Raw genomic sequence first — 13,560 nt, 5'->3', positions numbered from 1 at the left:
GCGTGCGCCGAAGCGCTGGCCTGCGCGTTACGGACCGGGGAAAGCGAGTCGCTGATGTAGTGGCAAGGGCAGGGATCCGTACTCGCCACCGATCACGACTCGTCGCGAGCGAGTGTAGAAATCGGGCGAGCGCATGGTCAATTGACCGGCACGCGACCTGACATGTCAGGCCTGACGTTTCCCCTGATTGACGAGCGCAGGGGCTGAGGGCGCAGCGCGCTGCGAAGGCTACGAATCGATCTGGCTCAGCAGATTGCGTTCGCGCTCCGAGAAGCTCTTGCGGATATGTTCCTGCAGCCTGTCGCAGGCGCCTTGCACGTCGCCAGCTTCCAGCGACGCGACGATGGCCGTGTGCGCGGCGAGCGAGGATTGAAAGTGGGAATCGGGGAAGGTCAGCACACTCCTCATGGCCCAGATCTTGATGTCCAGGGTCTCGTAGGCGTCCGTCAGGTATGGGTTGGCGGCATAGACGAAGGACAGCTTGTGGAATTCCCGGTCCAGCTCGCGGTAGGCGCGCCGGTAGTTGTCCTTGAAATCCAGCGCCTGCGCGCGGGCAACGTTCTGGCGCATGGCCTGTGCATATCCGCGCGCATCCGCGGCCATCGCCAGCCTGATGGCGGCGCATTCGAGCAACGTCCTGACCAGGTTCAGCTGATCGAATTCCGCTTCGTCCAGCGAGAAGATAAAGGTGCCGATGCGTGGCTTGACCTGAATGATGCCGATCGCGGCGAGCGATGCAATGGCACGGCGAACTGGCGCCTTGCCGATGCCCAGGCGCTGGGCCAGCTGTTCCTCGCTGACCTTCTGGCCCATCTCGAATTCGCCCTGGACGATCAGCGACTTGATCCGCTCCTGTATCTCAAGTTCGTGGCTGTTCTCTTCCAGATGCATTGGCACGGCTGTCTCCCCAATACTCAGACCGGCAATGACCGGCGCGCGCCAGATGATATCGCCGCAGGCGCGAGCACGACAGGGCGGTCGCCCTCGTCACCGCGTCCGCGCATGAATGCCTGCGGACCGCAACCCATGTCGAGGCGGAAGGCGTAGACGAACGCGGAGGTGGAACCGTAGCCCAGCTCCATCGCCGTGCGCGTCACGCTCAGCCCGCCGCACAACAGTTCAATCGCCCGGAACAGGCGCATGCGGCGGCGCCATGAACGCAGCGATATGCCGGTTTCGCCGACAAAGCGCCTGGAAAGCGTCCGCGCCGACATTCCGAGCACCAGGCCCCATTCTTCCGGCCCGCGGGCGTCGGCGGGATCGGCGTACAGCGCCTCGCACAGCGCCGTCAACGGCGCGCTGCGCGGCCACGGCAGCGCGGCGGGAATCGCCTCGGCCCTGCGCAGTTGGTCAATGATCAGATGCGTGACGCGTCCGGTGTAGCCGTCGACGTCTTCGGTGCCATCGATCTCGGCTGCCTCGACGATCAGCGCCTTCAGCAGGGCCGAGACCCGGAACACGGTCGCCTGGGCAAACGGCAACTCGCCGCCCACGCCATCACTGATCCAGAGGCTCCGGAACTCCGCGCCGAGCAACGAGCCGACGCGGTGCCGGAGGCCGGTGGGCAGCCAGGCGGCCTGCTCAGGAGAAATGACGAAGGAGCCACCGGGCACGGTGACGGTCAAGGCGCCCGATATCGCATAGACCACCTGGTGCCATGCATGGGCGTGATCCGGAAAGGCATGGCGTGCCGGAATCGACTGGGCCCGCACGGTCATTGGCCGCGGCGGCGCTATGCCGTGTGGTGCCTCAATGATGTCCCATCTCATGGTCCTGCCCTCCCCTTGGCAGTTATTCTATATAGATTGACCGTTAGTCGAAAGACGGCCAGCACGGCTTCGGCTTTAATAGTTGGCATGGCGATCCTCCGGCCTGCACTACGCACCGGGATGCCGCCGCTTGCCCAAGGCCTTGACCTCACAGGAGTGAATAGTTTTATGGCGCGCTTCGAAGACCGGTACGGTCTGCAACTCTCCACGACTTCTGACGTCGCCGCGGACCGGTACCGGACCGGCATCGACCTGCTGCTGTCCCTGTGGCCGGACGCGGCAGCGACGCTCGATGCCGCCATCGCGGCCGATCCGGATTTCGCGCTCGCCTACGCTGCGCGCGCACGCCTGCACGCTATCCGCGCCGAGGCGACCGACGCCAAAGGGAAGATTGCCGTCGCCCAGGAACTGGTGGCGCGCCATGGCACCGAGCGCGAGCGCAGCCATGTCGAGGTCCTGCGGCTGGCCATCCACGGCCAGTCGGCCAGGGCGCTGGCCGGCGCACTCGAGCACGCCGACCGCTGGCCGCGCGACATCCTGATCCTGTCCCTGCCGCTGGGCGCCTTCGGCTTGCTTGCATTCTCCGGCATGGCAGACCACGACCAGGCACGGGTGGACCTGTGCGAGCGTCATGCTGCGCATTTCGACGCGGATGACTGGTGGTTCCTGACCTATCGCGGCTGGGCGCATGGCGAGAACGGGGATGTCGTGCGCGGTCGCGCCTTCACCGAGCGCGCGCTGCAGTTGCGACGGAACAATGTCAACGCGGTTCATGCGCTCACACACGTGATGTATGAAGCCGGCGCTGGCACCGAGGCGGAAGCGCTGATCGAGGACTGGTTGCCCGGCTACGACCGCAGCGGCATCCTGCACAGCCACATCGCCTGGCACGCCGCGCTGGTTGCGCTGGAGCGGGGCGACACAGAGCAGGCGCTCGGGATTTATGGCCAGTACGTAGCGCCCTCTAACACCTTGGGCGTTCCGATCAATGTCGTGAGCGATACGGCTTCATTCTTGTGGCGCTTCCAGGCTTACGGGCATCCGGTCCCGGCGGGACTCTGGCAGGATGCATCGGCCTATGCTTCGCGGTACTTCCAGCAGCCCGGCTTCCCGTTCGCGGACGTTCACATGGCGCTGGTGGCGGCAGCCAGTGGCGACAGGGCTGCGCTCGAGGCGCGCGTCAAGGCGCTGAACGCACTCATCGAGGCGGCAAAGCTTCCCGCCGGTCCCGTGGTGCCGACCATCTGCCGCGCTGCGCTGGCATTCGCCGAAGAAGACTACCTGGGTTGCGCCAGCCTCCTGGAACCCATGGCGCACGAAGTTGTGCGTATCGGTGGCAGCGCGGCGCAGCGGGAGGTCGTGGAAGACACCCTGCTGGTTGCATGGATGCGCAGCGATAACGCGGCCAAGGCGCGGGCGCTGCTCAGCAAGCGGCTGCATCGCCGCCCCTCGCCTCGCGACGCAAGCTGGCTGGAAGGTCTCGCCGCGGCCTGACGCCGCACAACGGACGACTCCGCTGAGCGACAGCGCAAAGGGGGGCCGTCGATTCTCGCCGTTGCTCCGGCCTGCTTCGCTCCCGCGCATGCAAGGATCGCCGCGTCCAGCCAGGGCCAAGGCGGCGCCTGCCTGTTCCCGGAACAACGTCCCTCCCCCGCCGCTCGGCAGGCATCGGCCTGCCCGGCCAATCACTCCAAATGACCTCCATCGCAACTACGGAAGCCACGGGGCTTCGACGGCTATTGGTTCACGGCATTGGGCCCGTCGCGGCGATCGCCATCGCGCAGCTTTTCGGCACCGCCTTGTGGTTCAGCGCGAACAGTGCCGCAGCCGACCTGATGCGCGTCTGGCATGCATCGGAGTCCGACATCGGCTGGCTTACCAGCGCCGTACAGCTTGGATTCATCCTCGGCACGCTCGGCATATCCCTGAGCGGAGCCGCGGACCGCTTCCGCGCGAGTTCGATCTTCGTCGGAAGCGCGATTGCGGGGGCGCTCTTCAATCTCGCCTTTGCCTGGTTGTCGATGGGTTTCGCCAGCGGTGCGGCGCTTCGCTTCTGCGTGGGGGTCTGCCTGGCAGGCATCTATCCAATGGGGATGAAACTCATTGTTGGCTGGGCACCGCACCGAACCGGTCAAGCACTGGCTCAACTGGTCGCGATGCTGACCCTCGGCACCGCGCTACCGCATGCCATGCGCTTGGTGGGCGCTGGTCTGCCATGGCAGCTTGTCATTACCGCTTCCTCGGTACTTGCCCTGCTCGGCGCCTGTGTGATCGCGGCGCTTGGGGATGGTCCCCACTCGGTCATAAAGCCTCGGCAAGCGCAGCACGCACAGAAGGCCGACGCTGCGCCGCGCTCGGTGCTCCAGGTCTTCCGTATTGATGCATTCCGAGCCGCAACACTGGGATACTTCGGACATATGTGGGAGCTCTACGCCTTCTGGACCGTGGTACCCGTTCTTGTCGCGCGCACATCATTGCCGACGCTGTTCCCGGACATCGGTGTCTCGGGACTGGCCTTCATTGTGATCGGGATCGGCGGGCTTGGCTCTCTGATCGGTGGCGTCTTCTCGCAGCGCGTCGGTAGCGCCAGGGTGGCATTGACCGCGCTGAGCATTTCCGGGCTGTGCGCCATAGCATTCGCCCTAGGCTGGCAGGTCCTGTCGCCTATCCCCCTGTTCGGTTTGCTACTGCTGTGGGGAGCCTCCGTCGTGGCCGACTCCCCACAGTTTTCCGCGCTTGCATCGAAAGCGTGCCCGCCGGAACTAGTGGGCAGCGCCCTCGCGATCCAGAACTCCATCGGCTTCGCCATCACCGTCGTGTCCATCGCAGCAACAACGGCCCTGATCGAACGCGTCGGCCTGGACGCCACCTGGCTCCTTGTTCCGGGCCCGATCCTGGGACTGGCCGGCTTCGCGCTGACGTCCTTACGGGCGCGCGCTGCGCGCTGACGCAGTGCGACCAGCTGACGAAACAGACCGCTGACGACGTCACCGGATTGTCAATAGGAGGAAACGCCGGACCTGAAATGTCAGCTTCGGTAGGGGTCAATTGACGCTGCCGGCATGCGAAACCTAGACTCGGCCGCACCAAGGATGCAAGCGCGCTGACTGGCCGTATGACCTGCCTGCGGACACGATAGCGCGCCTCACTGGTGCATGAATCCATACGATCTCAAGACAGGGGAGACAGTCATGAAGTACAGCGCAAGGCTCGCCGGCATCATTGCCCTTTCATCGTTTGCCGTCACCACCGCGGCCTGGGCAGACGACTATCCGAATCGCCCGATTACGCTTGTCATTCCCTGGGCGGCGGGCGGATCCACCGACGTGGTCTTTCGCACACTGGCGAACGCTGCGGCCAGGCGGCTTGGCCAACCTTTCGTGGTCGAGAACAAACCCGGAGTGGGCGGGACACTGGGCGCCGTGACCATGTCGAAAACGGCAAAGCCAGACGGCTATACCATTGCCCAGGTATCGGTACCCTTGTTCCGCCTGCCGCTTATCCAGAAAAGCAACTGGGACCCCGAGAAGGACTTCACGTACATCGTTGGCCTGATGGGTTACACCTTTGCCATCACGGCGGCGGCGCAGTCCCCCTACAAGAGCTGGGCCGACGTCGTCAGCGCGGCGAAGAAGCATCCCGGCACCATTACGTACGGCACCTCTGGCCAGAGCTCCACCCCGCACCTTGGCATGGAACAGATCAGCGCCATGGCCGGCATCAACCTCGCGCACGTGCCGTTCAAGTCGGGCTCTGAAACGAGCGTCGCCCTGCTGGGCGGACACACGCAGCTACAGGTGGAAGGCGGCACGTGGATCCCATTGGTGAAAAGCGGCAAGGCAAGACTGCTTGCCGTCTGGACCGAGAAGCGCAGCAAGCTGTTTCCTGACGCACCAACCCTGAAGGAACTCGGCTACCCCCTCGTCATCACCTCGCCGATTGGTCTGGCCGGGCCCCGCGGCATGGATCCAAAGATCGTCAAGAAGCTTCAGGATGCATTCCATGCTGCAATGGGTGATCCCGAAGTGCAAAAGATCATGGACGACTATCTGATGCAACCGGACTACAAGACATCGGAGGATTTCCGGAAGTTCATGCTGCAGGAGCAGGCCAAGGAAAAGGCTCTGGTCCAGCGCCTTGGACTCAGTATGCAATAACGCAGAGGCGAAACTGAGCCGCGCAAAAAATAAAGCCATGGCGCGTTGACGCTCAACGCGCTGTGCGCGCCACCGGTTATCCGTCTTGGCCGTGGCCATAGCCTTGCCGCAGCAGGTTCAGCAACGCGCTGACGTAGCTTCTTGGCCCCAGCACGTCCTTGCGCGCGCAGAGATTCAGCGTTCTCTTCGCCCAGGAATCCCTGAGTACCACCACGCGAAGCCCCTCGCAATTGACGGTCGCCAAGGCGGAACGCGGAACGATGGCCACCCCGGCGCCGGAGCGAACCATGGACGCCACCGCCGCGAAGCCGGCCACCTGGATGCGCACATCGACGCGTTTTCCGAGTTCCGACGCCTTGGCGAGCAAGAAGGAGTGAATGGCCGAGCCGTTCTGCTGGCTGACAAACGGGAAGCGCAGACACTCCAGGAATGACACGGGTTCGCGCTCTTCCCATGGTTCGGACGCTGCCAGCAACAGCACGATTTCATCCTCCCGATAGGGAAAGTACACAAGGTCGGGATGGGGCTCGGCCTGCGTGAGGATACCGATATCGGCACGCCCTTCGACCACCGCGACGAGGATGTCCCGGCTAACGTGCTCTTCAAGCGTTATGCGCGCCTTGGGATGGGCTTTCAGGAAGCCTTGCAGGTCGCCGGGCAAAAAGCTGGCGATCGCGCTGCTGTTGGCGTAGATGGCGACCTGTGCATGGACATCTTCGGAGAACGGCACAAGGCTAACGTGCATCTCCTCCAGTTCGCCGAGGCACCGCCTGCAGTGGTCCACCATGATTTGGCCGGCTCTCGTCGGCGAAACCCCGCGCGCCTCCCGCTTGAACAGCTTTGTGCCAATCACCTGCTCCAGGTGCTTGACGCGCAGGCTTGCCGTCGAAGGCGCCAGGAAGCAGGCCGCGCCCCCCTTCGTCATGTTTCCCGCATCCGCGATCGCCACCACAAGCTTCAAATCCATGATGCTGCAATGCATCAGTCTTTGCATTTCTCAAACTCTCGTCTTGCCACAACTCGTTTGTCCAAAGGCGTCTGCGCAGACAGACTTTGCCTGCCGGCATTGTGCTCGACCTTTTGGAAATCGCAAATGTGCAAATCAACGCAGTCTCCTTCGGCCGCCTTGGCGGTCCTCACCAGCGCCATAGACGGGATTCTCGACAACGCCCGGGATACCGATGTCAGCGCCGTCCGCGCGGCCATCCAGCAGGCCTTCCGCTCAGGGGTCTGGCTCCCGGACGCGCAACGCACACCAGGCGAAGAAAGCTATGCGCGCCATGTCCTGCATAGCGATCCGGACCGCCGCTACACCGTTCTTGCCCTGGTATGGAAGGAAGGCCAGGCCAGCCCGGTACATGCCCATCACACCTGGTGCGCCTACTCGGTGGTTTCGGGAGAACTCTTCGAAGAGCGGTTCTCATACGACGCCGCGTGCCACGGCGCCGTCGCCGCTAACAGTGGCTTAAAAGGACCGGGCGACGGCGGCTGTGGCCGTGCAGGCCTGAACCAGATTCATCGCATTCGCAATCGCCGCAGCGAAACGGCCATCTCGGTACACGTATACGGCGTTCCCGCAACGGAACTGCGTCACGGCGTCAACAACGTCCTGCCGCTTCTGGAACCGACCACAATTTGAAGGGAGTTGCCATCGTGAAGAACATCGATCACTGGAAACGCATGGACGCTGTATTGCGCGGCGATGCCATGGAGCAGATTCCCATCTCGCTTTGGCGGCATTTCCCCGTCGAAGATATGGACCCCGGCAGGCTGGCCCGGCATACGATAGCGTGGCAGGAAAAGTGGCGGTTCGACTTCGTGAAGTTCATGCCTCCCGGCACTTTCAGTGTGGAAGACTGGGGCGCAGCTACCGCGTATACGGGCGCGACGAACGGCGCCCGGGTCGTGACCAATGCCGCCGTCAAACGCACGGAAGACTGGAAGAAAATCCGGCACCTCAACGCGCGAGCCGGGTCGTGGGGACAGCAAAACGTTGCGCTGGCGCAAGCCGCGGGCGGGCTCAATGGTTCGGTACCGATTCTGCAAACGGTTTTCAGCCCGCTGACGACAGCCCGCAAGCTAGCCACGGATGGCATGTTTGCCGACATCCGCTGCAACCCGGATGCCCTCGAAGCCGCGCTGCGCGTGATCACCGACGTCACCATCGAATTCTGTCTCGACGCGATTCGTGCGGGCGCGCATGGAATATTCCTGGCCACCCAACTTGCATCGCACCGGCTTCTTACCGTTACCGAATATGAGCGCTTCGGTGCGAAGTACGACATTGAAATACTCGAAGCCTTGCGCGGCCGCTGTCAGTTCAACATGCTTCACGCCCACGGCGATGACATCATGTTTGATCTGCTCTCCAGCTACCCCGTACAGCTGTTCAACTGGCATGATCGACTGACCGATCCGGATCTGCGGCGCGCTCGACAGAAATTCTCGCAAGTGCTGGTGGGCGGGCTGAACGAGCACAACACACTCGTCCGCGGCACCCCCAAGGAGATTGCCGGCGAGGTCGGGGACGCCATCGAGCAGACCGACGGCCGGCGCCTGATCATCGGACCCGGATGCGTGCTGCCGGTCGCGACTGGCGATAGCGCCATCCAGGCCGTTCTGGAAGCAGCGCGCGACCACAACACGGTAGCGTTGTAGCGTAATGCAGCACAAGGTCAGCACACGTACAACAACAGGAGACACCATGTTCAAGCATGTTTTCAAGGTAAGCATTGCAGCCGCGCTGCTGGCGGCCGCGCAAGCGGGCTATGCCGATGCATGGCCGGAGCCGTCCAAGCCAATCAGCCTGATCGTTCCCGCGCCGGCTGGCGGCGGCACCGGCGACACCATCGCCCGGCTGCTGGCGCAGAATCTCAAGCGGGAACTGAATGCGACCGTTGTCGTCGATAATCGCGGTGGGGCCAACGGGAACATTGGCGCCGGACTGGCGGCCACCGCAAAGCCGAACGGCTACACCTTTCTGCTGTCCTGGGCTGGCACGCTGGCCGTCAACCCCAGCCTGTACCGCAAGTTGCCCTTCGATCCCCAATCAAGCTTCACGCCGGTTTCCATGGTTGCCGAGGTGCCAAACGTTCTGGTGGTCAACAACACCTTGCCGGTGAACGCGTTGGCAGACTTTATCTCCTACGCCAGATCGCACCATGGAGAACTCAACTATGGCAGCTCAGGCAATGGAAGCTCGATGCACCTGGCGGGAGAATTGTTCAACCGGGAGACCGGCGTCAGCATGACCCATGTTCCTTATAGCGCGCCGGGGACAGCCACAACCAACCTCCTCGCCAACGACATCCAGGTGATGTTCCAACTGGTACCGGGCATCATTGGCCAGGTCAAGGCGCACAAGGTCAAGGCGCTGGCCATCCTGTCGGCAAAGCGGTCTCCTGCCTTGCCCGACGTTCCCACGACGACGGAGCTGGGACACCCCTTGCTCGTCTCGTCAACGTGGTTTGCCGTGTTGGCGCCCAAGGGGACACCCGATCCGATCGTTCAGCGCATGAACGCGGCGATCAACAGAACGCTGACGAGTCCTGACGTAGCAAAAGCCCTGGCCGAGATGGGAGCGAGCCCGCTAGGGGGCGATCCAGCCAGGCTCGCCAGCACGCTGTCAGCTGACCTGAGCAAATGGCGGGCGGTGGTGAAGCAGGCGAATATTCAACTGCAATAGGATGGCAGCGGCACAGTCTGTTTGACCTGGAAAGACAAGGGCGTTCAGAGCTGTGGCTCTGAACGCTTTTCGAGCGTCGCTTCATGCGACGGCGATTGCCGCGACGGGAATACCCGGTTCTCTTACGTTCCGGCCTCGCATCGGCGAGCTGCCTTATAGCAAGATGCCAAGACCGGTGAACACCAATAGCACGCAAACGAGGTGCTTGAGCGTTGCCCTGGATACTGGTGGCTGACGGTTCGCGGCAAAAGCAGTGACCGCCACAGCGACTGGCAGCGCCTCTGCGGCAAGCTGGATAGCAAGTGGGCTGATCTGGCCGGATACACCCATCACCACCAGTCTCAGTACTGCGCCAACGCCAAAACTGAATATCAACGACTCCTGGATGACCTGCACCGGCCACGGCTGCCGGTAGACGGCATACACCAGTGGCGGCGCAGCCGTCGCAAACATGCCGCCGAGCACGCCAGACAGCGCCCCGACCAGCGCAAACGTCTTGGCGCCTGAGGGCTCCGGATACGGTTCCGCCACCTTCCATAGAACCAGGGCACATGCGATCACGCAGATTCCCAGCAAGGTACGCAAGGTGTGGAACGAGTTATTGGCCAGGTAGGTAAGGAAAGCCATTCCGATAAGCGAACCCGCCAGACTCCCGGTGATGGCAGGTTTGATCGCCGGCTCAATGCGTAACGGACGGCGTTTGTAGAGGAAAAGGCCGGCGTTCACGATGATGATGACCGTCACCGCATTCACCGCATCCGGCAGCGGAACAATGTCGGTAAGTCCGACCAGCCCCAGCAGCACAAGGGCCAGCGCAAATCCGGTCACATTCGAGGTATAGACCGCTAGCGCGACAAACAGCAGGAACAGCAAGTGAACCTTCTCATCACCAGCCAGCATCATGCCTCCAAACGATTCGAGCACGCCGGCGACAAGGATCTCGTCAACGCGCTTTTCCGATTCGACCGTCACGCCTGCGATGTGAGGCGTTAGAACGAGATTGTGAACCCTCGGTATACAGTGGCTACCTGCCCTCTCCGACCAGGTAGCTCTCATCCGCGTGCCAGTTAGGCGTTGGTGTAACCGGAGATAAAAGTCTTCTGCTCCCCGGTGTGCTCGTCATAGACATGACGTGAGATCTTGCCGATGTTCCCCCCATAAACATGGATGCTGATCGACACGCTGTCGTCATGCGCATTCGCCACGCGGTGAATATCTCCAATCGACGGCGACACCCGATCGACGTGACCGGGCTTGAGAATGTCTTTGCCGAGGGAACGCATCGGCTTGCCAGGCGCAGCGACTTCGAATCGTTCGGACGTCTCGGCACCGCGTAGCATGCCGATGAGGGCCCACACCGTGTGGTCATGCACCGGGGTCTTCTGGCCCGGGCCCCAGACAAAGCTGACCACCGAGAACCTATCGCCCGGGTCGGCATAGAGAAGGTATTGGCCGTAGTACTGGGGATGCGGCTGCGCGTACGCCTCCGGCAACCAGTCATCCACGGCAATCAGTTCGCCAAGCAGCTTCTCGCCCGCATCGAGGATGCGGCGCTCGTTGCCTTCAGCGGTATCGACGATCCGGGTCATTCCGGCGATAAAGTCGGTAAAAACCTGGGGCAGATTCATTGCATGTCTCCTTTCTGGGGTCAAAGCCTTACGTCGTCGCGCGGCCCAGGTCACTGCCAGGCCGCCCTGGTTGATGCTTTTCCATCCTGACAAGGCAAGTGTGAGCCGCACAGCCTTGCGAGAAGCCGGAGCTGCATTTGTCCAGGGTCAGCACGTTCGGATTGCCGGCGACATCTAAGGCGTTCGGCCCCTCGTCTTCCGGCGCATACCACGCGCCCGTCGGCAGCATCAGCACGCCTGGCCGAACCGCATCGGTAACGGATGCCGATGCCAGGCACTGTCCCCGGTCATTCCATAGCCGCACCGCGTCGCCATCGGATATCGACAGCCTTGCCGCATCGCCCGGATGGATCCACACCCGCTCACGGCCGTTATGCTTGGTCGCCATGCTGACCGGCGCCTCGTCCAGCTGGCTATGCAGCTTGCCGGCCGGCTGGCGGGACACCAGGTGAAATTCTTCCGGGCCGGCGCAGCCCAGCCACTCGGCGGGCGGGATCCAGGACGGGCACGGCGGACAGTCGTCAAGGCAAAGCGTGGCTAGCTTGTCGCTACCCAACACGATGCGCCCGCTTTCCGTGTTGAGGCGATGCCCGTCGGGATCACGCCGGAAAGCGTCGAGATAGGTGAACATGGGCCTGGTCGGCACGGGCGCCGATCCACGTTCCCAGAATGTCTCGAACTCCGGCAGCTCGACGCCCAGCCTTTCCCGGCTGTGCCGCGCCGAGCGTTCGTACATCATGCGGATCCACTGCATCTCATCCCGCCCTTCGCTGAAGGCGCATTCCACACCGAGACACGCGGCGATACCGCGGACGATGTCGTAGTCGTTGCGCGCCATGCCCACGGGACGGATGGCCTGATGCATGGCGATCAGGTGGTCGGAACGGCGGTTGCCCGCAATATCGTTGCGCTCGATGGAGGTGGTCGCGGGCAGCACAATGTCGGCGCGGCGGGCCGTTGCTGTCCACATCGGCTCCTGCACGATAATGGTATCGGGACGAGACCACGCCTTGCGCAGCCGATTCAGATCCTGATGGTGGTGAAACGGATTTCCGCCCGCCCAGTACACCAGCCGTATGTCAGGGTAGGTGTGCGTCATGCCCTCGTACGTGAACTCTCGCCCCGGCTTCAGCAGCAGGTCGGCGATGCGTGCGCACGGGATAAAGTCTGCATTGGGTTTTGCGCCCTGCGGGAACGCCGGAGATTGCGCCTGGGAAAGCGGCGATCCGACACCGCCAAGGGAACCATAGCCAAAGCCGACGCCAGTGCCGGGCAGTCCGATCTGGCCGATCACCGACGCCAGCGCCAGGGCCGCCCAGTATGGCTGCTCGCCATGGTCTGCCCGCTGCAGGCTCCAGCTCACGGTGATCATCGAACGCGTATCGACCAGGCGGCGGGCGAGCGCGTTGAGACAACCAACGTCAAGGCTCGATATCCGCGAGGCCCACTCCGCGTCTTTCCGCACGCCGTCATGCTGTCCGGCCAGATAGGCCAGGAAGCGATCGGAGCCGCTGCAATAACGGTTCAGGAACGCCTGGTCGTGCCGGTTCGCCGAGACGATTTCTCCGGCCAGCCCCAACATGACCGCGGCATCGGTGTTCGGGCGCACGGGCAGCCATTCGGCCGGCACCCACTCCGGCAAATCGTCACGCATCGGCGAGACCAGGAAGAACCTGACGCCGTTATCGACCATGGCCCGCAAATGGGATTCGAGCTGGTGGCGTGCAACACCGCCGGCCTCGCTCTGGGCCGTGCGGGGCGACAGCCCGCCGAAGACAACAACGGTTTGCGCATGCCTGGCCACGGCATCGAGCGTGGTGGCGCCACCATTGCAGGCCTCGCTGTCGCCGAGGACGTGGCGCAGGATGACCGGGCCGGCGGCAATGCTGTAGGTATCGACATGGCCGGTATAGCCGCCGACCAGGTTCAGCATCCGCTTGATCTGCGAGGGGGCATGATGGAACCGCCCGCAGCTGGTCCAGCCATAGGAGCCCGCGAAGATCGACGCATTGCCGTACTCATGGCGCACGCGATCGATCTCGCTGGCGACGATCTGGTTGGCCTGCTCCCAGGACACCGGCACGAACGCTTCGTTGGCCTTTCGCTCGCCCGGCCCGCGCTTGGCGAGCCAGCTCTTCCGGACCATGGGCTGAGCAATCCGGTTGGCGGACTCGGCCCAGTACTTCACCGAGTGGATGACCGGTGACGGCGACGGATCTCCTGCGAACGGCTCGACCCCGACGATCCGGTTGTTCTCCACCAGCAGGGTATAGGCGCCCCAATGGCTGCAATGGCTAAATTTCTGGACTGCCATGGATTTC

Annotated in this window: 12 protein-coding genes; 6 read left to right on the top strand and 6 right to left on the bottom strand. The window is 63.1% G+C overall.

What is annotated here, in order from left to right; translation table 11 throughout:
* Positions 1–228: 228 nt before the first annotated feature.
* Both AC3FMM_RS00830 and AC3FMM_RS00825 read right to left on the bottom strand, forming a co-directional pair.
* Positions 229–891: a GntR family transcriptional regulator gene (locus AC3FMM_RS00830; protein ID WP_488686086.1), complete on the bottom strand. Its 663-nt coding sequence runs from the start codon at positions 889–891 to the stop codon at positions 229–231.
* A gap of 23 nt (positions 892–914) precedes the next feature.
* On the bottom strand, positions 915–1,769 hold the full coding sequence (locus AC3FMM_RS00825; protein ID WP_115699573.1) for an AraC family transcriptional regulator: 855 nt from the start codon (positions 1,767–1,769) through the stop codon (positions 915–917).
* 168 nt (positions 1,770–1,937) lie between these two features.
* Between AC3FMM_RS00825 and AC3FMM_RS00820 the strand changes: the two genes are divergently transcribed.
* The 3 genes from AC3FMM_RS00820 to AC3FMM_RS00810 all read left to right on the top strand — a co-directional run bounded on the left by AC3FMM_RS00820 (position 1,938) and on the right by AC3FMM_RS00810 (position 5,926).
* Positions 1,938–3,263 (top strand): tetratricopeptide repeat protein, encoded by a 1,326-nt coding sequence (locus tag AC3FMM_RS00820; RefSeq protein ID WP_488685971.1) that lies wholly within the window; start codon positions 1,938–1,940, stop codon positions 3,261–3,263.
* Between the two features lie 200 nt (positions 3,264–3,463).
* Positions 3,464–4,717 (top strand): MFS transporter, encoded by a 1,254-nt coding sequence (locus tag AC3FMM_RS00815; protein ID WP_116313384.1) that lies wholly within the window; start codon positions 3,464–3,466, stop codon positions 4,715–4,717.
* Between the two features lie 243 nt (positions 4,718–4,960).
* Positions 4,961–5,926 carry a tripartite tricarboxylate transporter substrate binding protein gene (locus AC3FMM_RS00810; protein WP_116313383.1) on the top strand — a complete coding sequence of 322 codons (966 nt, stop codon included), beginning with the start codon at positions 4,961–4,963 and terminating at the stop codon, positions 5,924–5,926.
* Positions 5,927–6,002: 76 nt separating this feature from the next.
* On the opposite strand, the gene AC3FMM_RS00805 is transcribed toward AC3FMM_RS00810, so the two are convergent.
* Positions 6,003–6,920 carry a LysR family transcriptional regulator gene (locus AC3FMM_RS00805; RefSeq protein ID WP_240071527.1) on the bottom strand — a complete coding sequence of 306 codons (918 nt, stop codon included), beginning with the start codon at positions 6,918–6,920 and terminating at the stop codon, positions 6,003–6,005.
* Between the two features lie 99 nt (positions 6,921–7,019).
* Here AC3FMM_RS00805 and AC3FMM_RS00800 point away from each other — a divergent pair, with 99 nt between their 5' ends.
* From AC3FMM_RS00800 to AC3FMM_RS00790, 3 genes are read left to right on the top strand one after another with little or no spacing between them, the layout of a single operon-like run.
* Positions 7,020–7,565 carry a cysteine dioxygenase family protein gene (locus AC3FMM_RS00800; RefSeq protein WP_198036057.1) on the top strand — a complete coding sequence of 182 codons (546 nt, stop codon included), beginning with the start codon at positions 7,020–7,022 and terminating at the stop codon, positions 7,563–7,565.
* Between the two features lie 14 nt (positions 7,566–7,579).
* Complete coding sequence (locus tag AC3FMM_RS00795; RefSeq protein WP_488685970.1) at positions 7,580–8,584, top strand: uroporphyrinogen decarboxylase family protein; 1,005 nt, start codon at positions 7,580–7,582, stop codon at positions 8,582–8,584.
* A 46-nt stretch (positions 8,585–8,630) separates the two neighbouring features.
* Entirely contained in the window at positions 8,631–9,611 is a 981-nt protein-coding gene (locus AC3FMM_RS00790) for a Bug family tripartite tricarboxylate transporter substrate binding protein (RefSeq protein ID WP_488685969.1), read from the top strand.
* Positions 9,612–9,764: 153 nt separating this feature from the next.
* Here AC3FMM_RS00790 and AC3FMM_RS00785 read toward each other — a convergent pair whose 3' ends face one another.
* The 3 genes from AC3FMM_RS00785 to AC3FMM_RS00775 all read right to left on the bottom strand — a co-directional run bounded on the left by AC3FMM_RS00785 (position 9,765) and on the right by AC3FMM_RS00775 (position 13,553).
* On the bottom strand, positions 9,765–10,583 hold the full coding sequence (locus tag AC3FMM_RS00785; protein ID WP_488685968.1) for a TSUP family transporter: 819 nt from the start codon (positions 10,581–10,583) through the stop codon (positions 9,765–9,767).
* A 95-nt stretch (positions 10,584–10,678) separates the two neighbouring features.
* A complete protein-coding gene (locus tag AC3FMM_RS00780; protein WP_488685967.1) occupies positions 10,679–11,239 on the bottom strand; it encodes a cysteine dioxygenase family protein in 561 nt (186 codons plus the stop codon).
* A 28-nt stretch (positions 11,240–11,267) separates the two neighbouring features.
* On the bottom strand, positions 11,268–13,553 hold the full coding sequence (locus AC3FMM_RS00775) for a molybdopterin-dependent oxidoreductase (protein WP_488685966.1): 2,286 nt from the start codon (positions 13,551–13,553) through the stop codon (positions 11,268–11,270).
* Positions 13,554–13,560: the final 7 nt, after the last annotated feature.

This window comes from Cupriavidus sp. 207A1, assembly GCF_057798955.1.
This window is presented reverse-complemented; position numbering and strand designations above follow the sequence as displayed.